Raw genomic sequence first — 22,904 nt, forward strand, 5'->3', positions numbered from 1 at the left:
GTGGGTCGGGGTACGCGAATAAGAAGGGTGGGTCCGTGGGGCGGCGTGCTGTCAGGGTGCCGACTCCGGGCCCGGTCCGCGCCCCGGTTCCTCCTCCGCCGCCCCGAACCGTACGTACTCCGGCAGCGTCAGCCGCGCCAGCGCCCCGCCCCCGCCGTCCGGCGGGCGGGCGAACACCAGCTCCGCCCCGATGACCTCCGCCTGCCCCGCCGCGATCGTCAGACCGAGCCCGTGGCCCTTGCCGCCGCCCTCCGTACGGAACCGCTGCGGCCCCGACTCCAGCAGGTACTCCGGGTACCCCGGCCCGTGGTCCCGCACGGTCACCACCGGGCCGTCCACGGTCAGGACGACCGGCGGGGCGCCGTGCTTGTGCGCGTTGGCGACGAGGTTGCCGAGCACCCGCTCCAGGCGCCGCCGGTCGGTCTCCACCGTGGCGTCCCGGACGATCCGTACCCCGGTCGGCGTCCCCGAGGCGCGCACCACCCGTTCCGTGAGCGGTCCGAGCTCGTGCACGGCCAGGTCCACGGTCTCGTTGCGGGCGTCGAGCCGGGAGATCTCCAGCAGGTCCTCGGTCAGCGCGCGCATCGCCCTCACCCGGTCCCGTACGAGCTCCGAAGGCCGCCCCTCCGGCAGCAGTTCGGCCGCCGCGGACAGTCCGGTGAGCGGGGTCCGCAGCTCGTGCGCCACATCGGCGGTGAACCGTTGCTCGCTCTGCAGCTTGCGCTGGAGCGAGGAGGCCATGGTGTCGAGCGCCCCGGAGACCGTGGCGACCTCGTCCTGGGGACGGGAAGGGTCCTTCGTACGGGGGTCGTCGACCCGGGCGTCGAGGTCCCCCGCGCTGATCCGCCGGGCCACCTGAGCCGTCAGATGCAGCCGTCGCGTGACCCGGGTGACCGCGAACGCGCCCACGAGCAGCGTCGCCCCGATGGCGAGGACCGAGGAGCCGAGGATCGACCGGTCCAGACCGCTGATGGTCTCGGCGCTCGCCGAGTAGTCCGTCCGTACGGCGAGGGCCCGGCCGTCGGCGGGACCTGCCGCCCACATCGTCGGCCGGCCCTCGTACGAGGTGACCATGGTGCCGCGCTCCCCGCCGACGGCGAGCGCGCGCAGCGAACCGGGCAGGCCCTCGGGGTCGATCCCGGCGAACCGGGGGAGGGGGTCGCCCGCCTCGTAGGCGCGGGCGGCCGCCGTGAGCCGGTCCAGCGCCCGCTCGCGGGAGTCGTTCACGGTCCGCCCGGTCACCGAGACATGGACGAGGATGCCGAGCAGGGCCGCGAGCGCGCAGCACATGACGGTGATGAAGACCGCGGCCTTCCAGGTGAGCGTCGCGGCCCAGGCGGGGAGGCGCGGGCTCATGGGCGGCCTCCGGAGGGGCTGCTTGCGGAGGGGCTGCTTGCGGAGGGGCTGCTTCCAGGGGTGGCCCGGGTGGCGCCGCTCCCGCGGGCGCCTTCGGAAATCGGCGCGGAGGTCGGCGCGGGGGTCGGCTCGGCGCTGGACCGGGGCGCGGGGGTCGGCTCGGCGCTGGGCTCGGGGGGCGGCGAGGCCGCCGGGCCGCGTGGCTTGACGCGGACGATCTCGTCCCGGGTCGCCAGCATCGAGTGCTGCTGCTCGTCCCAGGACCAGGCGGTGCGGTACTCGTACCCCGGAATGCCGGCCGAGCTGACCCGCGTGATCAGGTCCCGGCCCGCCATCTCCACGCTGATGACCTGGTCGACGGTGGCCATGATCCGGGTGAGACCGCCCTTCTCGGCGAGATAGACCCGCACGCCGAACTGCTGCTCCGGCATGCGGATGCCGACGATCAGTTCGTCACGGCCGTCGCCGGTCAGATCGCGGTAGTACGGCCGCATCACCGGGCACGCCTTCGGCTCCGCCGCGCACCGGGCGATCCGCCGGGCCGTCTCCTCGTACATGCCGTCGGCCCCGCTGTACGTGTCGGGGTGGGCGTTCGCCTCCGCCTGGACCACGGCCACGGGGTCGACGCGGTGCACGTCGTCGCCCGGGGCCTTGATGCCCGGGACGCGCTGCGTGTCGGTCTCGCCGTAGTCGAGGGGCGGCGCGGTCGCGGGCGGCAGGTCGGGCCAGAGGCGGACCGGACCGACGGCGGTGGGCGTGGGCCCCGCGCTCTCGAGCCCGCCCTCGTCGCCGCAGCCGGAGAGAGCGGCCAGCGCCGCCGCGGCGGACAGGGCCACGGCGGCGGCGTACGGCAGTCCGCGCGGTCTCACACTGCTCCAGGATGTCGTCGGTGCGGTGACCCTCCTGAGCAACAGGCCACCACCGGAGGCGGCCCCGCGTCTCGGGACGATCGGTCGTCCCTCAGACCTTATTCGTAGGAAAGTCCTTTTTGCTTACCTCTACGTCCGACGGCTTGGTTTCCCGGGCACCTCCTGGTCACCGCCCGGGCGGCCCGGCGGGCGGGCTCAGCTGTACCGGCCCCACTCCATGCGGTCCAGGGCGGCGTGGCAGAAGGCCAGGAGCTTCTCGTCCTGGTGGATGTCGTGGCTGCCCGAGCCGTGCTCGCGGACGTTGTGGCGCCGGCGCCGGGCCAGCTCGTTCCGGATCGCGGGCTCGGCCTCCCGCGCCGCCGGCCCCATCTCCGCCAGGCATTCGGCGATGTCCACGCGCGCGTGCGGGTTCTCCTCCCAGGCCCCGAGCAGTACCGGCAGCGTCGCCTCCACGTCGCCCGCCACCCGCCACAGGGCGGTGGCGCCCGCGACCCGTACCCACACGTCCCTGGCGCGCAGACCCGGGCGCAGCGCGGGCGCGCTCCGCGCCGCCGCGGGGCCGATGGAGCCCAGGGCGCGGGCGGCCGCGCACCACTCCGGTTCGTCGGCGTCCGGCCGCAGCCACCCCTCCAGAGCCGGCAGGACGGCCGCCGTCTCGCCCTCGACCGACCAGAGCGCGAGTGCCGCGCTCGCCGAGACGGTGGCCGAGTCGCAGACCAGCAGCTCGCGTACGTCGGGGACGGCCTCCCGGGCCGCCGGGCCGAAGGCCGCCAGCGCCCGCAGGGCCGACTCGCGCACCCAGTCGCGCCGGTTCGGGGGCGCCCCGCGCAGCACCCGCAGCACCTCGGGCAGGGCCTGCGTGCCCCGGATCGCGGTCAGGGCGAAGAGCAGCGGTGCCGCATGGTCGTACAGCCGGTCGTCCAGTTCGACCCGCGCGAGTCTGCGGCGCAGCACCGGTGCGAGCGGTACGGCGGCGGGGCCCAGGGCGTCGACCGCGTACAGCAGTTCGCGGCGTACCTCGGGCTCCATGAGCGCCCTGGCGAGGAGCGGTACCGCCCGGGCGTCGCCGGACCGGGCCAGCGCCAGCAGCGCCCCCCGGCCCCCGACCCGCGCTCCCGGGCCGCCCTGCCCCAGCGGGGTCGGCGGCCCGGCGACGAGGCGGGCGGCGAGCGCGTCGGTGGCGGGGCCCGTCAGCTCGAAGAGCCGCTCAAGGAACGATGTGGCGGCCTCGCGCAGCCTCGGGTCCGGGTCGGCGAGCTGGTCCCCGATGACCCGTACCACCTCCTCGTACCGGCCGCGCCACATCCGTATGAGCCCGCCGCACAGCCAGATGGCGTCCGAGCGCCGGGACCGGTCGGGACTGCGCAGCTGGGCGAGGATCAGGGCGATCCGGTCGTCGACCCGGTCGTCGAGGGCGGTGTGCAGAGTGCGCAGCAGCTCGTCGGTCCAGGGGGTCCGGCGCTCGGCCGGCTGCTCGTCGACCAGCTCACGGACCTGTCCGGCGAGCGCGGGCGTGGCCGGCCACCCGCTCTCCGTGAAGAGCTCCGTCGCCCCGGGTGTCTCGCAGGCCTCGTACGCCTCGTACACGTCGTACACGTCGTACACGTCGTATGTCTCATGCGCGTCGTACGTGTCGTACGCCTGCCGGCTCAGGGCATCCCGTGCCTGGGCGTCGGCATGCGTCTGCGTTTGCGCCGGTGTCTGCGTCTGTGCCGGTGTCTGGGGCCTGCGGGCCGGGGCGTCGTCGTGGGTCGGGGAGTCGGTGCGCACCTCGTCGAGCAGGGCCGTCACCCGCTCCGCGATGTCGTCCGGAACCTCGCCGGGAGCGCACCGTGCCAGCTGGGCCAGGGCCGCGAGCCGCAGTCCGGGCGCCTGGGCGGCGCGGGAGAGCCAGCCGAGCCAGTCGACGGTCTCGTCGCGCAGCGACTCGTGGCGCCGTGCGATCCGCCCGACCGCCTCCACCAGGGCGAGCCGTACCTCCGTATGGCGCTCGACCGTGAGCCGCTCACGCAGCAGCGTCAGTACGCGCGCGGGCTCGGGATGCATCGAGGCGAGGGCGCACGGGGCCGCCAGCCGCACCTCCGGGTCGGGGTCCCCGACGAGCCCGAGGAACACGTCCGCCCCGGCGGCGACCGCGGCCGCGGCCATCGCGTAGTTGGCAGCCGGAATCAACTCCCCGTCATCGGGGTCGAGTTCGTCAAGTTCGTCGTCCCCGTCGAGATCGATGCCGCCGATGCTGGTCAGCAACTCCACGATGCCGCCCCGGTCTTGAACGGAGGCGTCGGCGACGAGTTCCAGCAGGAAGGGGATGCAGGCGAGGGTGGAGTCGTACACGTCGCCCTGGTGGTGCACCGCGCCGTACATGCCGTCGAGGGCGAGCTCGCGCTCCGTGGAATCGTCCGAGGCGAGCCCGCGCAGCAGCCCCGGCACATCGTCGGCTGGCCCGTACGCATGCCCCAGCGAGGCCCAGTCGACCTCCTCGATCCCCGTCAGCATGCCGGCCGCCGCCTTCCCCGTGAGCGCTGTACCAGGGAGCAAGTGTGCACCACGTCACCGTCGCTGAGGGCCCGCTGACCGGACGCGACCGGCGAACGCCGCACGGGGCGCACGCTTTGCGCCACACGCGGCGCTCGGGGGAGTTCACAGGGCGCTCGCCGGGCGCACACGCCGCGCGCCGGTGATCCACGCCCCCGCGCAGTGCCGCTTGGACCGGCGGAGGAGTGCCGCTTGGACCGGCGGAAGTGCCGCTCGAACCGGTGGGAGTGCCGCTCGGACTCGCGCAGTACGGCCGGCACTCGACCGGCGACCGATTCCTGGCCCCTTTCCTGGTCCCTTCCCCGGCACTTTCCTGGCCCCTGCCGGCGGAATGTGTCCCAAGGCTGAATCAGCCGGTGTCGGGGAGTAGCCGCACGCGCCACGGGTCAGTCCTGAGCCGTGGACCTTCCTCGCATCCCGCCGATGCTCGCGACGCCCGGTGTCCTGCCGCCCGCCGGGCAGCACGCCGAGTGGGCCTTCGAGACGAAGCAGGACGGCCAGCGGGCGATCTTCTACCTCGCCGGGGACGGAACGCTCGTGGTGCGCTCGCGCTCCGGCGAGGACGTCTCCGCCGCCTATCCGGAACTCCGGCCGCTGGGCCGGGCGCTGCCCGCAGGGCGTACGGCGGTCCTCGACGGGGAGATCGTGGTGCTCGACGAGAACGGACACAGCGACTTCGCCCGGTTGCAGCCACGGATGGGCCTGGCGGGCTCACCGGCGCGGGCGAGCCGGCTGGCCGCCCGAGACCCGGTGCACGCGGTCCTGTTCGACGTGGTGTTCCTGGACGGAAGGCTGCTGACCGGCCGGCCCTGGGCGGACCGGCGGCAGGAGCTCCAAGCGCTGGCCCTGGCCGGGCCGACCTGGTCCACGCCGGGCGCGCTGGTGGGCCATGGCGAGGCCGCGCTCAGGGCGACCCGCGAGCACGGCCTGGAGGGCCTGATCTGCAAGCGGATCACCTCCCGCTACGAGCCGGGGGCGCGGTCGCGGAACTGGATCAAGATCCGCAACATGCGCACCGCGGACATCGTCATCGGCGGCTGGCTGCCCGGCGGCGGTCGGCTGTCCGGCCTGCCCGGCTCGGTTCTCATGGGCCAACGCCACGCAGGCGGCCTGCGCTACGTCGGCAGCGTCGGCACCGGGTGGAGCGAAGCGGAGCGCGCCGAACTGGCCCGGTTGCTGTACGCCGCGGAGATCGACGAGTGCCCCTTCTCGGAGATGCCTGCGGTGGCCGGGGCGCACTGGGTCCTGCCGCGCCTGGTGGGCGAGGTCCGGTACGCCGTCCGGACCCGGGCGGGTCTGCTGCGCCAGCCGTCGTGGCTGCGCCTGCGCCCGGACCTGACACCGGAGGAGTCGGACGCGGAGGTGGAGTGAGGCGGCGGTGAGGCGGCGGTAGGGCTGCCGGGGCGGGCGCACGTCGCGCGCCCGGGTGCGCGCTTGCTCGCGCGTCGGGGGCAGACCCCGGCCCGGCACCGGCCGCGGTCAGGGCAGGACCCCGGCCCGGGGCGTCGGCCCGGCGGCGCGTGGCGTGGGCCGCCATGCGCACTCAGGGCAGGACCCCGGCCCGGTCCGGGTCGAAGAGCGGCTCCAGCAGCTCCCCGTACCGCTCCAGACGTGGCGCGATGTCGTTCATCAGGAGTACGAGCTGCCCGGGGTCGTCGCACGCCTCGACCTCCTCCCAGGTCACCGGCGCGGAGACGGTCGGCCGTGGCCGGGCTCGCAGGGTGTACGGCGTGGCCGTGGTCTTGGCGGCGGAGTTCTGGCTGTGGTCCACGAAGACCTTCCCGGGCCGCAGCGCGCGGGTCATCCGGTGCACGACCAGCGCGGGGTGGTCCGCCTCGGCGCGGACGGCGAGCTGTTTGGCGTACGCCGAGACCTGCTCGGACGGGGTCGGCTCCACGGGTACGAGCAGATGGAGGCCCTTGGCGCCGGAGGTCTTGGCGAACGTCTGCAGGCCGTCGGCGGCCAGTTGCTCGCGCAGCCAGAGCGCCACCCGGCAGCACTCCACCACGGTCGCGGGCGGCCCGGGGTCGAGGTCGAAGACGATCCGGTCGGCGACGGAGGGGGTGTCGGTCCGCCACTGGGGCGTGTGGAACTCCACGACGAGGTTCGCCGCCCACATCAGCGAGGGCAGGTCCTGGACCACCACCTGCCGGGCGCCGGGGTCGTCGGAACGGGGCACGGGGGCGGTGTTCACCCAGGCGGGCGTGCCGGGCGGTGGGTTCTTCGTGAAGAAGAGCTGCCCGTCCGGACCGTCCGGATAGCGCAGGAAGGAGACCGGCCGGTCGCGCAGATGGGGGAGGAGCGCGTCCGCGACGGTGGCGTAGTAGTGCAGCAGCTCGCCCTTGGTGGTGCCCGTGAGCGGGTGGAGGACCTTGTCGAGATTGCTGAGCGCCAGGCGCCGCCCCTCCACCTCCGTGATCGGCGTCATACGATGAGAATCCCACGAATCCGGCATAGTCGTGCAGAGTCACACGAAAGGGATGAAACGTGCGATCCATTTGGAACGGCGCTATCTCCTTCGGCCTGGTCAGCATCCCGATCAAGCTCGTGAACGCCACCGAGAGCCGGTCCGTGTCCTTCCGCCAGATCCACACCGAGGACGGCGGCCGCATCCGCTACCGCAAGGTGTGCGAGCTGGACGGCGAGGAGGTCTCCCAGGCGGAGATCGGCAAGGCGTACGAGGACGCCGACGGGACCATGATCCCGATCACGGACGAGGATCTGGCCTCCCTGCCGCTGCCGACGGCGAAGACGATCGAGATCGTCTCCTTCGTGCCGGCGAGCGAGATCGACCCGCTCCAGATGGACGCCGCGTACTACATCGCGCCGAACGGCGTGCCGGCCGCCAAGCCGTACACCCTGCTGCGCGAGGCGCTCAAGCGCAGCGACAAGGTGGCGGTGGCGAAGTTCGCCCTGCGGGGGCGGGAGCGGCTCGGGATGCTCCGGGTCGTGGACGATGTCATCGCCATGCACGGCCTGCTGTGGCCGGACGAGATCCGCGCCCCGGAGGGCGTGGCTCCGGAGACGCCCGTCTCGGTACGGGAGGCCGAACTCGACCTGGCGGACGCCCTGATGGCCACCCTCGGCGAGGTCGACATCAGCACCCTGCACGACGACTACCGGGAGGCGGTCGAGGAGATGATCGCCGCGAAGGCCGAGGGCGGCGAGGCGGTGGCGCCGCCGGAGCCCGCGGCGGAGGGCGGTGGCAGGGTCATCGACCTGATGGCGGCGCTGGAGAGCAGCGTCCGCGCGGCGAAGGAGGCCCGCGGGGAGGCGCCGCCGGAGGCCGCCTCCGTGACGGAGCTCAAGCCGCGCAAGAAGGCGGCGGCACGGGGTACGCCGAAGGAGTCGGAGGCGAAGAAGTCGACGTCCAGGGCGGCAGCGAAGAAGACGGCGGAGCCCGCACGGAAGTCGACGGCGAAGAAGACGGCGGCGACGAAGAAGACGGCGGAGCCGGCACGGAAGTCGACGGCGAAGAAGGGCACGGCGGCGACGAAGAAGACCGCGGCGAAGAAGACCCAGGCGAAGAAGGCGACCCCCCGCAAGCGCACGGCATAGGAGCCCCGCGCTTACGTACTCCCGCGCCGCCCCACCCCCTTTACCGCTACCGCCCCGCCTCACCCAGCAGTTCGCGCAGTGAAGCGGCCACAGCCGTCACGAACCGCTCCCGCTCCGGCTCCCCGACCAGGTCGAGCGAGAGGTACGGATTGAGGTCCTCCAGCTCGACGAGCAGCAGCTCGCCGCCCGGCGCCCGGCAGGCGTCGACGCGCTGGATGCCGTACGCGAGGTCGTTCCAGTCCACGAACCGCTGGGCGAACTCCAGGTCCTCGGCGGTCGGTTCGTAGGGCTTGAGCACCCAGCGGGCCTCGGGGTCCGGTGCGTACAGCGCGTACTGGAAGCTCCGCCCGACGTAGTAGAACGACACCTCGTACGTGAACGGAATACGCGGCTGTACGAGCATGCCGGCCGGGTCGACCTCCGTGAGCCGCGCCCTGTCGACGAAGCGCAGGCCGACCGAATCGGCGCCGAGCAGCGGCTTGACGACGTACTCGTCGGCGTCCGGCAGCCGCCCGAACTCCTCGCGCCGCCCTGCCGTGGGAATGACCGGAAACCCCTCCCTCGACAGGTGGAGGAGGTACTCCTTCCCGGCCATGTCCCCTTTGCCCGTAAGGGAGTTGAACATCCGGGTACGGGTGGCGAGGGCGGCGGCACGGAAGGTGTCGTACGCCTCCTGGTAGTGGATGACGGGACCGCTGTTGCGCACGACGACGGCGTCGAAGCGGTCCATGAGCGCGGCCGCGTCCAGGGGGTGGCAGAGGGCGACGTCGAACTCCTCGCGCAGCCGCCCGGCGAGCCAGATGTCCTCGTCGCAGTAACGACGACCGCGCGCCTGGTACCCGAGGTCGGTGACGTAAAGAAGCGATCCCATGCGGTCATCCTCGCATCCGTCATGTATCGCATAACGGACGCGTCTGGCTGCCCTCCGGACAACTGATGGTCAAATTCTTGTTGCAGACCTGTCAAAAAGGCTCTTTCGCTGGCACGCTCGCTGCCGCGCCACCCCCCACAGCTTCAGCGAAGGAGCCCGCGTGACCCGCCTGCAGTCCTCGCACCACCGCACCTCGCACACCTCCGCGCACATCCCCCCGCGCACCCCCGGCCGCCGCACCACCGTGCGGGCCGCCGCCCTGATCGCCTCGGCCGCGATGCTCGTCGTCGGCCTCCAGGGCGGCACGGCCGGCGCCGCGGCCGACCGTGAGAGCGGCGCCAGTGCGCTCGTCCTCACCGCGGCCGAGCGCACCGCCGAGATCAAGAGCGCGCAGGCCGCGGCCGCCACGACCGCGCGGGCCATCGGCCTGTCCGGTCAGGAGAAGCTCGTCGTCCGCGATGTCGTCAAGGACGCCGACGGCACCGTCCACACCCGGTACGAGCGCACGTACGAGGGTCTCCCCGTCCTCGGCGGCGACCTCGTCGTGCACCAGAGGAAGAACGGCGCCCGCTCCACCACCAAGGCGACCGCCGCCCGGATATCCGTGCCCGGCACGACCGCCGCGATCCCGGCCGCGACGGCGAAGAAGTCGGCCGTCGCCTCCTCGGAGGAGAAGTCCCCGGCCGCGACGTCCGCCCGCAAGGTGATCTGGGCCGCGACCGGGAAGCCCACTCTCGCGTGGGAGACGGTCGTCACCGGGGTCCAGGCCGACGGCACCCCGAGCGAGCGGCACGTCATCACCGACGCGACCGACGGCAAGGAGCTGTACGCCTACGAGGCGATCGAGACCGGCTCGGGGCACAGCCAGTACGCCGGCGACGTCACCCTCGGCACCGCCCCGTCGTACACGCTGACCGACACCGCGCGCGGTGGCCACAAGACGTACGACCTGAACGGCGCGACCAGCGGCACCGGCACCCTCTTCACCGACGCCGACGACGTCTGGGGCGACGGCACCCCGGCCAACCGCCAGACCGCCGCCGTCGACGCCCACTACGGCGCGGCCCTCACCTGGGACTTCTACAAGAACGAGCTCGGCCGCAACGGCATCCGCGGCGACGGCGTCGCCGCCCTCTCCCGCGTCCACTACGGCGACGCGTACGTCAACGCCTTCTGGTCCGACCAGTGCTTCTGCATGACGTACGGCGACGGCGCGGGCAACGCCAAGCCGCTCACCTCGATCGACGTGGCCGGCCACGAGATGACCCACGGCCTGACCTCCGCGACCGCGGGCCTGCGCTACAGCCGGGAGTCCGGCGGCCTGAACGAGGCGACCTCCGACATCCTCGGCACCTCGGTCGAGTTCTTCGCGGCCAACGCCTCGGACCCGGGCGACTACCTCATCGGCGAGAAGATCGACATCCGCGGCAACGGCACCCCGCTGCGCTACATGGACAAGCCGAGCCGCGACGGCAACTCCCGTGACTACTGGGACCGCAACCTGGGCCGCCTGGACGTCCACTACTCCTCCGGCCCGGCGAACCACTTCTTCTACCTGCTCTCCGAGGGCAGCGGCGCCAAGACGATCAACGGCGTCGACTACGACTCCCCGACCTACGACGGCTCGACGGTGACGGGCATCGGCCGGGTCAAGGCGTACAAGATCTGGTACAAGGCCCTCTCCACCTACATGACCTCGTCCACCGACTACGCGGGCGCCCGCACGGCGACCCTCCGGGCGACGACCGACCTCTACGGCGCCGGCAGCCCGGAATCCACGGCGGTCGCCGCGGCCTGGGCAGCGGTCAACGTGAAGTAGCGGGCGGGGTGACCCGGGGGCCGCCACACCGAGGCGGCCCCCGGGGCCCAGGAGTTCAAGGTGACCCAGGTGTCGCATACGACCAGCTGGGCGTGAAGAAGAAGCACGGTCGTCGGACCCGATGAGGAAATGAAAGCGGACGCATGGAGCGCACGGTGGGTTCCGAAGACATCATCCGCCTCTTCGGTCTCCAGGGGATCGTCCTCCTCCCCTACGAGGCGCGGACGGACCCCTCCCGCTTTCCCCGCTCCCTGCGGACCCTCCACGAGGTGGGCCTGCCGCACGGCGACCTGTTCCTGTCCCGCATGGACGTCAAGGTCCCCGGGGCCGAACCGGTCCTCCTCGGCGAATTCCTCACCCGCCACGGCCGGCGCTACGCCCCGGAGGCCGAGAAGTGGCTGCTCCTGGGCTACTTCCAGGACTCCCTCCTCGCCCTCGACCCGGACTCCGACCAGGTGTTCGCCTTCCCCGAGGGCACCAGCGACCACCTCCCCTACCTCCCCGAAGCGACGGCCCGCCACAACGGCCACCTGGACATCCTGCGCGCGATGCTCGACGACATGATCGGCGCCTGGGACGTGCCGCGGGACGGCAGTGCTCTGGCAGTTCTTCCCCGGGCGGTCCGTGCTCAGGCACAGCCGTTTCCGGCGGCCGTGCGCTGATGCTTCCGCGTACGTGCCGACCCAGCCGTCCTGTTGTCTGTCAGCCCCTGTCGGTACGGTGGTGGCGCCGATGTCAGACAGCGAGGAACGCGGATGGGGGACGGTCCGGCATGAGGCTGAGAGAAGAGATCGACGCCGTGCGCAGTGGCACGGGACGGGCGGAGCGGATGCTGGGGGAGTTCCGGCGTACTGTCCTCCTCGCGCCTGTGAGCGACGGAGGGCTGATGTCCGCCGAGCGGGGCGGCGTCCGCTGGCTGTACGCATTCACCGACGAAGACGCCCTGGGGCGGTTCGCCGCCGCACGGGGCATGGAGCCGTCCGCAGAGCTCGAGTACGTGGCCGTCCTGGGCGCGCGGCTCGTGGACGCGGTCGTCCCCTCGCTCGACGGCCCCACGGGCATCGCCGTGGACGTGGCGGACGAGGAGGGCTCCATGCTCTTCCCGCCGGTGCGCGGGATCGTCCCGGACGCCGTCGCCGTCGACGCGCCCACCACTGCCACTCCCGCCGCCGTCGGGGTGCGACGGCCGGGAGGTGACCGATGAGCGGGGACAACAAGGACCTGGCGATGGATGCGGGCGCGGTGAAGAACATCACCGAGGGCCTGCGCGGCGCCGTGGCGGAACTGCGTGAGATCGGCTCGGCGGGCGGCGCTTCCATGGGAGCCGGATTCGAGTCGCTGTCCATGACCGGCATGGAGGCCGGGCACGCCGACGTGGCAGGGCACTTCGAGGACTTCTGCGAGCGCTGGGAGTGGGGGGTGCGGGCCCTCGTGCAGAACGCGAGCAGCCTCGCGGCCGGGCTCGGTATCGCGGCGGGCACGCTCTGGGAGGAGGACCAGTACCTCCAGGGCGCGTTCAAGGTGGGCGCCAACTCGCTCTACGGCAACCCGCACGCCAACGAGGACGACATCGAGCAGAAGGCGTGGGGCGACATCTTCAGCGCCGATGTCTACAAGCCGGACTACAGCCCTGAGTCGTTCGTGAAGGCCCAGCAGAACATCGACGCGACCTGGCAGGCGACGGGCGAGAACCTCAAGAACAACGGGGCCATCGGATCGCTCAACGACCTGGTGGAGCAGGCGAGCGGCGACGGAGGAAAGGACTGATGGGCTGGCGGGATTTCACTCCCGACTTCATCGAGGAGGCGGGCGAGGACCTGGTCGAGGGGGCCGGTGACGTCGTCGAGTGGGCCGGTGACAAGACGGCCGACCTCGCCGAGGAGGTCGGCTGGGACAGCGGCGCGGACTGGATCCGGGACAAGAGCCGTTCGGTGGCCAACTCCATGGGCGCCGACGTCGCGGAGTTGGAACTCGACCAGACCGAGGACCCCAAGAAGATCATCTACGGCAGCGTCTCCACCCTCCGGGCCAACGCCAAGCACCTCGGCGACCTCCGGACGAACTTCGACAAGGTCGGCAAGGGCATCAAGGGGTTGGACTCCAGCGCCGTCAAGGGCGAGGCGGCCAACGCCTTCAGTGACGCGATCGCGCAGGAGCCGGCGAAGTGGTTCAAGGCCGCCGACGCCTTCGAGAAGGCGCAGAGCGCGCTGACGCAGTTCGCCGAGACGGTCGAGTGGGCGCAGGGACGAGCCCAGGAGGCGATCGCCGACTACAAGGCCGCGAAGAAGGCGTCCGAGGACGCCCGCGCCGCCTACAAGACGAAGGTCGAGGAGTACAACGCAGCCGTCAGGGCCGACCGCGACGACCTGCCTCCCCGCCCCTCCGGCTTCACCGACCCCGGCCAGGCCGGCGTCAAGGCCGCCTACGACAAGGTCATCGAGGCCCGCAAGCAGCGCAACGAAGCCGCGGAACGGGCCCGTTCCGCGCTCGCCGCCGCCCGGGACGCCGCACCGCCCAAGCCGTCGTACGCGGAGCAGGTGGGCGACGGCTTCGACGCCATGGCGATCGACGCCAACCACCTGGTGGGCGGTGTGGTGAAGGGCACCGCCGGCCTGGTCAACTTCGTCCGCTCGGTCAACCCGACGGACCCGTACAACCTGACCCACCCCGCCGAGTACGTGATGAGTCTCAACTCGACGACGGCGGGCCTGGTCAGCGCGGTCAACGACCCGGTCGGCACGGGCAAGAACATGATCGACGCCTTCATGAAGGACCCGGCTGAGGGCGTCGGCAAGCTCATCCCCGAGTTGCTCGGCACCAAGGGCCTGGGCGCGCTCAAGAAGGCCGCGACGGTCGGGAAGTACGCGGACGACATCAAGCCGCCGGGCCGCACCCAACTGGAGAAGGACGGCCCCGACGCTCCGTCGCGCACCGATAAGGACAGGGTTTGCGTGGATGACCCGGTCGACGTCGCGACGGGACGGATGGTCCTGCCGCAGACCGATCTGGTCCTGCCCGGCTCGCTGCCTCTGGTCCTCACCCGCACTTTCGAGTCGTCCTTCCGCGCCGGCCGCTGGTTCGGCCCGTCCTGGGCGAGCACCCTCGACCAGCGCCTCGACATCGACGCCCAAGGCGTCGTCCTCGTCGGCGAGGACGGCAGCGTCCTGGCCTACCCGCACCCCGCGCCAGGCCTCCCGGTGCTGCCCACGCACGGTCGGCGTTGGCCGCTGGCGCGCACGCCCGAGGGCGGGTTCACCGTCACCGACCCGGAGACGGGGCGGGTGTGGCACTTCACCCCCGAGGGCGTGCTGGCCCAGCTGGACAACCGTAACGGCGCCTGGATCGCATACGACCACGACGCCGACGGCGCGCCGACGGGCATCCGTCACAGCGGCGGCCACGAGGTCCGGATCACCACCGCCGCCGGCCGCGTCACCGCCCTGTCCCTCGCGGACGGGACGAAGGTCCTCGACTACGCGTACACCGACGGGAACGTCACAGAGGTCGTCAACTCCTCCGGCCGCCCGCTGCGGTTCGGCTACGACGAGCACGCCCGTATCGTGTCGTGGACGGACACGAACGGCCGCCACTTCGACTACGCCTACGACGACCGGGACCGCTGCATCGCCCAGTCCGGCACGAACGGGCACGTCAACTCCCGTTTCACCTACGAAAACGGGCAGACCACGGTCACCGGCGCCCTCGGCCACCAGCGCCGCTACGTCATCGACGATCGGTCGCACGTCATCGCCGAGATCGACGCGAACGGCGCGACGACCCGCTTCGAGCGGGACCCGTACAACCGGATGGTGGGACGCACCGATCCGTTGGGCCGGACGACCCGCATCGAGTACGACGAACACGGCTGGGTCACCTCGGTCACCCGCCCCGACGGTCGCCGCACGACCATCGAGTACAACGACCTCGGTCTGCCGGTACGGGTGACAAGACCGGACGGCACGACGATCCGCCAGGAGTACGACGAGCGGGGCAACCGCACGTCGGTGACCGGGCCCTCCGGCACGACGCGGTTCACGTACGACGACCGCGGCCACCCGGCGTCGACGATCGACGCCCTGGGCAACACGACGTCGGTCCGGTGCGACGCCGCCGGTCGCGTCGTCGAGTCCACCGACGCGCGGGGCGGCGTCACCCGGTACGCCCACGACGCCTTCGGCCACCCCGTCAGCATCACCGATCCGCTCGGTCGGGTCACCCGCCTGACCTGGAACCCGGAGGGCCGGCTGCTGCGCCGGGTGGAGCCCGACGGCAGCGAGCAGACGTGGACCTACGACGGCGAGGGCAACGTCCTCAGCCACACGGACCCGGCCGGCGGCCGGTCCGTGTACGAGTACGGCGAATTCGACCGGCTCACGGCGCGCACGGGGCCGGACGGAGCGCGGTACGAATTCACCCACGATCTCGAACTCAGGCTGACCCAGGTCACCGACCCCCGCGGCCTGACGTGGTCGTACACCTACGACCCGGCGGGCCGGCTCGTCTCCGAGACGGACTTCGACGGCAGGACCCTCCAGTACGCCTACGACGAGGCGGACCGGCTGACGGCCAGGACCAACGCCCTCGGCGAGACCGTCCACTACGAGTACAACGAGCTCGGCCAGATCGTCCGCAAGGACGTCGCCGGCGCCGTGACGACGTACGAGTACGACGTCTTCGACGAGTTGGCGCGGGCCACCGGCCCGGACGCGACGCTGAGCCGGGTGCGCGACCGTGCGGGGCTGCTGCGCTCGGAGACGGTCAACGGCCGCACACTGAGCTTCGCATACGACGAATTGGGCCGCCCCGCGCGGCGCACGACACCGACCGGCGCGGTGAGTGAATGGAGCCATGACGCCGTCGGCAACCGCGCGCGGCTGACCGCCTCGGGCCGCACGCTTACGTTCGAGCACGACGCCACGGGCCGCGAGCTGACCCGTACGATTGGCTCGGACGTCACCCTCTCGCACGGCTTCGACGAACTGGGCCGCCTCACCGACCAGCACCTGATCGGGCCCGACGGCCGCACCGTGCAGCGCCGCGGCTACAGCTACCGTGCGGACGGCCATCTGACCGCGGTCGACGACGCGATGAACGGCCGGCGCGCCTACACCCTGGACGCCGCCGCCCGCGTCACCGAGGTGGACGCCGGCACCTGGACCGAGCACTACGCCTACGACGCCGCCGGCAACCAGACCGCCGCCTCGTGGCCTGCCCCCCGCCCCGAGTCCGAGGTGGCCGCCGGTCCGCGCACGTACATCGGTAACCGCCTCACCGGCGCCGGCGGGCTGCGCTACGAGTACGACGCCCAGGGACGTGTCATCCTGCGGCAGAAGACCCGCCTCTCCCGCAAGCCGGACACATGGCGCTACGAGTGGGACGCGGAAGACCGCTTGGTGGGGGTGGTGACCCCGGACGGCACGGCCTGGCGCTATCTGTACGACCCGCTGGGCCGGCGCATCGCCAAACAGCGGCTCTCCGCCGGCGGCGAGGTCGTGGAGGAGACGACCTTCACCTGGGAAGGGGCGAATCTGTGCGAGCAGACCACCGTGTCGCACGGGGATGGCGCGCACCCTGTCACGCTCACCTGGGATCACCGGGGCCTGCATCCCCTGACGCAGCGGGAGCGTGTCCTTTCGGCGTCCCAGGAGGAGATCGCCGACCGCTTCTTCTCGATCGTGACCGACCTGGTGGGCACACCCACCGAACTGGTCGACGAGCGAGGTGAGATCGCCTGGCGGACACGCTCGACCCTGTGGGGGACGACGTTCTGGAACCGCGACGCGACCGCCTACACACCGCTGCGTTTCCCGGGGCAGTACTTCGACCCCGAGACTGAACTGCACTACAACGTCTTTCGGACGTACGACCCGGAGACCGCGAGGTACCTGACACCCGATCCGCTGGGTCTCGCCCCGGCGTCAAACCCCGCGGCGTACGTGCACAATCCGCTCACGTGGTCGGACCACCTGGGTCTGGCCCCGGACGAATGCACGGTAACGGTCTACCGGAAACAGACGGAACATCCGCTCAGTCATCGGGTGCACGTCGACGCGGACGGCAACGTCTCGATCACCGGGAACAACCAGTTGTACGTGAACATGAGCGGCGACATCCGCCATACGGTGGAATTCCGCGGCGACGGTGGTCAGATCGTCTCCTTCGAGGTCCCGAAAAGCTTCGTCGACGAAATCCGCCAGAACGCGGTCCCGCAGAAGCAGCCGGAAGACCTCGGTTTCACCAAGCAGGAATGGAAACAACTGAAGAAGTTCTACCCGGAGATATCCGACCCGACGATGGGACCGGATCTTTATGGGCTGCCGGGAGAAGTCATCGACAAAATGAGAAAAGTGATCATTCCTGGCTCTGGTAAGATCGTCCAGGATTTTGACTGAAAGTTGCGGAGATGCTGCACGAAATCGAGGGCGTCGAGCAGGAGCGGTCGCGGGTTTCCGAGCGCCCTGCGATCGATCCCGACGTACCCCTGCTCGCGTTTGTCGAGCTGGATGTGGAGGGCTCTCCCGACGCGTACGCGCACAGGCTGCGCGAGGTCCTGGCGGCCGTGTACGACCTCGCCGCGCGGGAGGACTTCGACGAGGAGGAGCTGCCCGTCGACACGGTCCCGGCCTGGTTCGCGGGTGTGTGCCGGGGCGGCGGTGCCGCGAAGCCCTTCGCCGCCGAGGGCGCGGAGCGATACACCGAGCGGACCGGCGACGGCCCCTGGGAGCTCCAGGACTGGCTGTCCCGTTTCGACCCCGAACTGGAGGCGCGGGGCTGGGCGTTCTGGGACCTGACCCGTTCCCCCGCCGATGAGGGCCGGCTGCGGCTGTGGGTGGACACCTGGGGTGAGCCGTTCTTCTCCTGGGAGGAGCTGCGCTGGCTGACGTACACGTGCGGGGCCCGCACGGTTGCGGACCCGGTGCTGGTCAAGCCCCAGGTGTGGGCCGAGGAGACCTCCGCATGACCGACGGCACCACGCCCACGCACGAGGTCCGGGCGTTCTTCACCGACGAGACCATCACGGTCTATCAGGCGTACGCGTCGCGGATCGCCGACCCGGCGCTGAGGGCGGGCACGTTCGTGGACCCGTTCAAGCGCACCCGTATGACGTGGATCAAGCCGTCCTTCCTGTGGATGATGTACCGCTGCGGGTGGGCCACCAAGCTCGATCAGGAGCGGGTCCTCGCCATCGACATCACCAGGGAGGGCTTCGAATGGGCGCTGGCCCACGCCTGCCTCAGCCACTTCGACCGCAGGCGTTTCGCCACGGAGGCCGAGTGGCGCGAAACCCTCAAGTCCAGCCCGGTCCGGGTGCAGTGGGATCCGGAGCGTGACCTCGGGTTGAACCCACTGCCGCACCGTGCGATCCAGATCGGCCTGTCGGGCGAGGCGGTGGACCGCTACGTGGACGAGTGGATCATCGCCGTCCGGGACGTGACGCCGCTGGCCCACGACGTGCACGCGGCCGTGACCGCCGGCGACCGGTCCGCTGCCCGGGCCCTGCTTCCGGCGGAGCGCGTGTACCCGCTCCCCGCTCCTCTCGTGGACCGCGTGGGTCACGGCTGAGGCCGTTCTCAGGACCTCGGGTTCTGATGCATCCGCGATGAACCCATGCGGTTCAGCGGCATCAACTACGTTCGATCGGTCGGGTGTGTCCAGGGCACGTCGACGGCGCCCCGCCCGTGGACATGCCGACCATTGACGGGCGCCCTCTGCCCGATCGCCTCACACGCGTGGCCGACCAACTCGGCAAGTGCAAGCCCGCGGTGCCCCGTCCCGCTCGCCCACCGCGCCCTGGATGATGTCGTCCCCAGACAACGATGGAGGGCCGGACTCAGTGAGACTGAGTCCGGCCCTCCATCTTCGGCACACCAGCAGGTCAGCGGGCTGATCACGCTGATCCGGCTTCTGTGCCCCCGGCAGGATTCGAACCTGCGCACACGGCTCCGGAGGCCCTGTGATCTCGCGACATAGCAGCAGTTCAGAGGCCTATGGGGACCTCGAAGGGACCGCGCCGTCCACGAATAGGCCGCGCGAGGCCGGGATGGCTACTCCAGCAGGATCTCCTCCGGCCGACGGTTGGTGACCGCGGTCTCGCGGACCCGCAGTATGTGCTCGATGCAGGCTTCGAGGTCTCCGCCGTGATCGTCCCTGGCCATGCCCCTGAGCTCCCGCGTCAGGTCCAGTCCGTTGACCAGTACGATCGGGTACTGGTCCTCGACCATCTCGGTCTGCGCCGGCACGGAGTAGGCCCCGGTCGTGACGTAGACACCGATCCAGCCGCGGCGGAGACGAGCCACGACACGAGCGATCTGGTCGGCGGACACGACGTGATCGAGTCGGACGCACTTCGCCTGTCCGAGGATGACGAGGCTCGTGCCAGCCAGTCCGCTGCCGATGTCGAGCCTGCCTACGAAGTCAGCCCCTCCATCGCCGGACCGCTGGGTCAGCCACCCTTCGACGTAGCTGTTCCCTGCGCCCCGCAGAACGCGTGCTGCGACCGCGGATGCCACGGCCTCGAAGTCGTGCTTGCGCCCGTCAAAGTACTTGTAGATCAGCTCCAGGTCCTTGGCCTCGGCTGTGCCCGGCTTCGGTCGCTGCTCGGGCACCTTGGTCACCTTGGCTCGCGCAACGCGCCGGCGGAGCCGCGGAAGCTCCGAACTGCCGTTCTTGACCCACTCCCGCCACGCCCGCGGAGCCAGTTCAAGCGTCTCTGCGTCGCTCAGGTCCTTATTCCTGCGTGAGTGGATCCATTCCCAAGAGACCTTGTCGTCCTCGTCTGTGAGGTCGAGCAGGGCGATGTCGTACACGTAGTTCGTGAACGTCGTGTGCTCGCTGCCAGCCCACTGCACCAGCCGCTCTGCCCGCTCGATGACGCCCAGCCCACAGAACTCGACGTGTCCCTTCACCTTTCCGCTGCGCGAGACCGCGCGGAACAGCAGCAACGGGACGGCGCTGGCTCGCTCCTCCGGAGTGTGCCCCTGGTGCCCGGTAAAGGCGTCGAGTAGGGCGGCGTTGCCGTTGGTCTTACCGGGTTCGACGGGGGTGGTGGCCTTGTGGTCGCCGAAGTAGCGGACGTGTCCGTTGTCCATGTCGAACACGTCGTGCCAAGGCGTTTGCTCCGTGCCGGCCTTCCAAGGGCTCGACCGGATGAGAATCACCGGCCGCCTGTCCCCACCCGGAGCGCGTACCTTCGCCATGCCGTTGATTCCAGCCTCCAGCAACGCTCGCGGGAGATCCGGCGAGTGAGTCACATGGTGGAAGTTGGGATACCCACCCAGCACCGTCGGGCCGGGATCCTTCCCGGTGGCGTAGCGGTACACCTGACCAACACGCAACTGACCACCCACGATTGCCCCCATGACAGCACTTCCCGACGATCTCCAGGTAACCGTACTGGTCATCGCTGGCATACAGGGTGTCGCCGTGTTCGGTCGTATGCAGGGGCAGGCACGCATCGCCTTCCCAACTGAGCGGTTGGGAAGGCGGCGGCGTTGATCGAGAATCTGCGGCCTCGCTGACGCAATCGAGGCATCTAGCTTTCGGCCGTAATTGTTCGCAATAGGTGGCTGAGTGAGATCACGAAAACGGTGTGGTCGCCCCCGGTCTCCAATCTGGCCAGATGGGTTACCCCGTGGTATCGCCGATCAACGGCGTCTTCGCACTCCGTGAACGTTATTGCATTGCCGCCGGCCGTTCGATCCTTTCCGATCTCCCAGCAGACCAGGAACTTCATGTCGCTCCACTTCTTCACTTCGGAGACGACATCAGCAAGGACCGAGTCTGCTGTCAGCTTGAACTCGGCAACCCCTTCCGCTTCACGAATATCAACGTCGTCCACTCCGGAAAGTCTCTCTTTCAGGGCGTCCGGAGCTACTGACGGGACGTACTGAAAGAACGAGTCGTAGAAGTCGAAGCCGCTGAAGTAAACGGGCTGCAGATGGCGTAGTACGCCCAGTCCAACCAGCTCGCCGTACAGGGCAATTACGTCTTGCTCTGCTTGGGGCTCGGTCTGAAGAGTGATCTCACCGATCCCTGGGAGCAGTCGAGGCGACATGCGGCTCTGGCGCCTGACGTGTGCCTTGACCGCGGGGTCCATGTAGCCGGGCTGGGTAGGCGCTGTTCGTGGCGGGCTGACGCGCAGAAACGGCCGGCTCTGTTCCGCGAGCCTGTTGGCAACTAGCTCCTCGGTGATGCGCAGAAAGTCGTGAACGTTGGGCGGGAAGTCTTTTCGCCCCAAGTCCGGCTCAATCCCACGCAGGCTGTAGATCAGCCAAGTCCTGTCGACGTTAAATCCGCGATGCGTTAGCGTGATCTCTCTATTCCAGGAAGAGATCATGCCGTCAGTCGCGACCCTCAGGCTGGGGAAGTGGAGGCTCTTCCGATTGCGCGGGATCTTCCAGTTGTCGCCGAGCTGATCTCGGTATGAAGCGCTATACGAGAACAGGGAATAGACGTGGACATCGTGAGTGTCGATGAACGCTTCTACCTCTTCGGGTTCGACAAGTTGCTCACCTGTCTTTGCCCCGATGAGGTCCTTCAGATCCTTCGGGTCAAGGATCCAGTAACATGCGTGAAAAGCCTTTTTCTCTTTCGCAGACGGCTCGGAGTTTTTGTTGTTCTTAAGCCAGTGCCCCAGGTTGAGAACCTTGATTCCCGCAGCGAGATCCTCATGCGGATATCGGTAAGAAGGAGGCACTGTCACGGTCTCCGTCTTCGCCTGCCGCCTGTACTCCAGTGTTACTTTGAGAGGCCTCTTCTTCGTGACTTCGGGAGGCTCTACGAGCCCTGCCGCGGTCTGGTTCCGGATCGCTGTCGTCGCGTACTCCAGGGTCGGGAACGCGTGCCGGAGACTTCGGGGCTCCGTTTGAGGGCTCAGGCGAATCGTTACAATCGTCCCTGTTCCGTCAAGCCTTCCGGCGCCTTGAATTTCGTCAAGTCGTCCAACCGGAGGCTGTTCGTTGTTGGGGTCTTCCACCCATGCGCGCCCATGCTCAAGGCGCACGATGTAATGTTCGTCATCGGTCTTGGTCTCAAGTTCGAAGAAATTGAAGCCGTAGGCGAGGAATGTGAGCCCCACGCCCTTATGGCCTCTCACGAGTCCGGCCAGGAAATCAGCACGCTTGCTGCCGACGTCAGGAGCGAGCCACTTGGCGATATCTTCGCTGGGAATTCCCCGGCCGTTGTCACGAACGGAGATCGTGTTCTCGTCGGTGTCGAGGGTGATCCGCACCTCTCCGTCCCCCGGTAGCCCAGGGGCTGAAAGGACTTCGTCGACCGCATTCTGGATCGGCTCGGCAATGACGTCGGCAGCGTTGTGGTAGCTCTTGATGACGTTGATTACACGCTGCTTCACCCAGGCCTGAGTGTCGCTTTGCGTGAGCATCGCAAGCGGATGGATATCGCGTGGCATCTCTGCTCCTGATGCAGTGCGGGACAACGGTGATCAGCATGGCACAGCCTGCCTGGGTCCAGGAGGAAGTTGGTCGTAGGGCTGGGAGAGCGGCGTTTGAATGACTGTCTCTGGCGAGCGTTCGGATCCTCGCTGCGTGACCTGTGGGGCGAGCTGGGGCCTGCCCCACAAACGCTCCCGGCTCCCATCCCGTCTGCCGTCGACCCACACACCGTGGAGCGGGCGCGGGTCCTGGCGTCCAGGTGGAGCGCGCCACTGTACGAACGACCTGGACGCCAGGACCCGTGTCTGCTCGGCTCTGCCTGGGTCGATGGCAGACGGGATGGGAGCCCCCACCTCCACCACGACGCTGCCGGCAGACGCCCACGGGCCCCCTCCATCCCGGAGCCGGAGCGCCCCCGCCGGAGGCATCGCTCTGGCTGGCACTTCACGCACTCGCCCCGGCCGCGCCGTGGTTCTTCCCACCCATCAACCCGAGCCGTCAGG

The 22,904-nt window shown here is 70.0% G+C and carries 16 protein-coding genes; 9 read left to right on the forward strand and 7 right to left on the reverse strand.

Annotation, left to right across the window (positions count from 1 at the left end; translation table 11 throughout):
• Positions 1-51: 51 nt before the first annotated feature.
• The 3 genes from ACIRB4_RS05015 to ACIRB4_RS05025 all read right to left on the reverse strand — a co-directional run bounded on the left by ACIRB4_RS05015 (position 52) and on the right by ACIRB4_RS05025 (position 4,721).
• The gene (locus ACIRB4_RS05015) at positions 52-1,356 is read right to left on the reverse strand and encodes an ATP-binding protein (RefSeq protein WP_403288470.1); all 1,305 of its coding nucleotides are present in this window, start codon (positions 1,354-1,356) and stop codon (positions 52-54) included.
• On the reverse strand, positions 1,353-2,225 hold the full coding sequence (locus tag ACIRB4_RS05020; protein ID WP_403288471.1) for a hypothetical protein: 873 nt from the start codon (positions 2,223-2,225) through the stop codon (positions 1,353-1,355). Before ACIRB4_RS05020 ends, ACIRB4_RS05015 begins: the two co-directional genes overlap by 4 nt.
• 195 nt (positions 2,226-2,420) lie before the next feature.
• Positions 2,421-4,721: a PBS lyase gene (locus tag ACIRB4_RS05025; protein WP_403288472.1), complete on the reverse strand. Its 2,301-nt coding sequence runs from the start codon at positions 4,719-4,721 to the stop codon at positions 2,421-2,423.
• A 438-nt stretch (positions 4,722-5,159) separates the two neighbouring features.
• Here ACIRB4_RS05025 and ACIRB4_RS05030 point away from each other — a divergent pair, with 438 nt between their 5' ends.
• On the forward strand, positions 5,160-6,131 hold the full coding sequence (locus ACIRB4_RS05030; protein ID WP_403288473.1) for an ATP-dependent DNA ligase: 972 nt from the start codon (positions 5,160-5,162) through the stop codon (positions 6,129-6,131).
• A 172-nt stretch (positions 6,132-6,303) separates the two neighbouring features.
• On the opposite strand, the gene ligD is transcribed toward ACIRB4_RS05030, so the two are convergent.
• Positions 6,304-7,188, reverse strand: a complete 885-nt coding sequence (gene ligD / locus ACIRB4_RS05035; protein ID WP_403288476.1) for a non-homologous end-joining DNA ligase — start codon at positions 7,186-7,188, stop codon at positions 6,304-6,306.
• 59 nt (positions 7,189-7,247) lie between these two features.
• On the opposite strand from ligD, the gene ACIRB4_RS05040 reads away from it, so the two are divergent.
• The gene (locus ACIRB4_RS05040; RefSeq protein WP_403288477.1) at positions 7,248-8,318 is read left to right on the forward strand and encodes a Ku protein; all 1,071 of its coding nucleotides are present in this window, start codon (positions 7,248-7,250) and stop codon (positions 8,316-8,318) included.
• Between the two features lie 46 nt (positions 8,319-8,364).
• Here the strand turns inward: ACIRB4_RS05040 and ACIRB4_RS05045 are convergent, their stop codons facing one another.
• Complete coding sequence (locus ACIRB4_RS05045; protein WP_403288479.1) at positions 8,365-9,189, reverse strand: hypothetical protein; 825 nt, start codon at positions 9,187-9,189, stop codon at positions 8,365-8,367.
• 277 nt (positions 9,190-9,466) lie between these two features.
• On the opposite strand from ACIRB4_RS05045, the gene ACIRB4_RS05050 reads away from it, so the two are divergent.
• The 7 genes from ACIRB4_RS05050 to ACIRB4_RS05080 all read left to right on the forward strand — a co-directional run bounded on the left by ACIRB4_RS05050 (position 9,467) and on the right by ACIRB4_RS05080 (position 18,571).
• A complete protein-coding gene (locus ACIRB4_RS05050; protein WP_403288676.1) occupies positions 9,467-11,008 on the forward strand; it encodes a M4 family metallopeptidase in 1,542 nt (513 codons plus the stop codon).
• Positions 11,009-11,163: 155 nt separating this feature from the next.
• The gene (locus ACIRB4_RS05055) at positions 11,164-11,670 is read left to right on the forward strand and encodes an SUKH-4 family immunity protein (protein ID WP_403288480.1); all 507 of its coding nucleotides are present in this window, start codon (positions 11,164-11,166) and stop codon (positions 11,668-11,670) included.
• 110 nt (positions 11,671-11,780) lie between these two features.
• The gene (locus ACIRB4_RS05060; RefSeq protein WP_403288481.1) at positions 11,781-12,212 is read left to right on the forward strand and encodes an SseB family protein; all 432 of its coding nucleotides are present in this window, start codon (positions 11,781-11,783) and stop codon (positions 12,210-12,212) included.
• A complete protein-coding gene (locus tag ACIRB4_RS05065) occupies positions 12,209-12,775 on the forward strand; it encodes a hypothetical protein (RefSeq protein WP_403288483.1) in 567 nt (188 codons plus the stop codon). The genes ACIRB4_RS05060 and ACIRB4_RS05065 overlap by 4 nt, the downstream gene beginning before the upstream one ends.
• Complete coding sequence (locus ACIRB4_RS05070; RefSeq protein WP_403288484.1) at positions 12,775-17,400, forward strand: putative T7SS-secreted protein; 4,626 nt, start codon at positions 12,775-12,777, stop codon at positions 17,398-17,400. The genes ACIRB4_RS05065 and ACIRB4_RS05070 overlap by 1 nt, the downstream gene beginning before the upstream one ends.
• An 11-nt stretch (positions 17,401-17,411) precedes the next feature.
• Positions 17,412-17,969: a hypothetical protein gene (locus ACIRB4_RS05075; RefSeq protein WP_403288485.1), complete on the forward strand. Its 558-nt coding sequence runs from the start codon at positions 17,412-17,414 to the stop codon at positions 17,967-17,969.
• Positions 17,966-18,571: a DUF4291 domain-containing protein gene (locus tag ACIRB4_RS05080; protein WP_403288486.1), complete on the forward strand. Its 606-nt coding sequence runs from the start codon at positions 17,966-17,968 to the stop codon at positions 18,569-18,571. The genes ACIRB4_RS05075 and ACIRB4_RS05080 overlap by 4 nt, the downstream gene beginning before the upstream one ends.
• Before the next feature lie 482 nt (positions 18,572-19,053).
• On the opposite strand, the gene ACIRB4_RS05085 is transcribed toward ACIRB4_RS05080, so the two are convergent.
• Complete coding sequence (locus ACIRB4_RS05085) at positions 19,054-20,367, reverse strand: restriction endonuclease (RefSeq protein WP_403288488.1); 1,314 nt, start codon at positions 20,365-20,367, stop codon at positions 19,054-19,056.
• A gap of 173 nt (positions 20,368-20,540) precedes the next feature.
• Positions 20,541-22,418 (reverse strand): ATP-binding protein, encoded by a 1,878-nt coding sequence (locus ACIRB4_RS05090; RefSeq protein ID WP_403288489.1) that lies wholly within the window; start codon positions 22,416-22,418, stop codon positions 20,541-20,543.
• Positions 22,419-22,904 lie beyond the last annotated feature (486 nt).

Source organism: Streptomyces sp. NPDC093600, from assembly GCF_044764755.1.
In the GTDB taxonomy this organism is placed as follows: domain Bacteria; phylum Actinomycetota; class Actinomycetes; order Streptomycetales; family Streptomycetaceae; genus Streptomyces.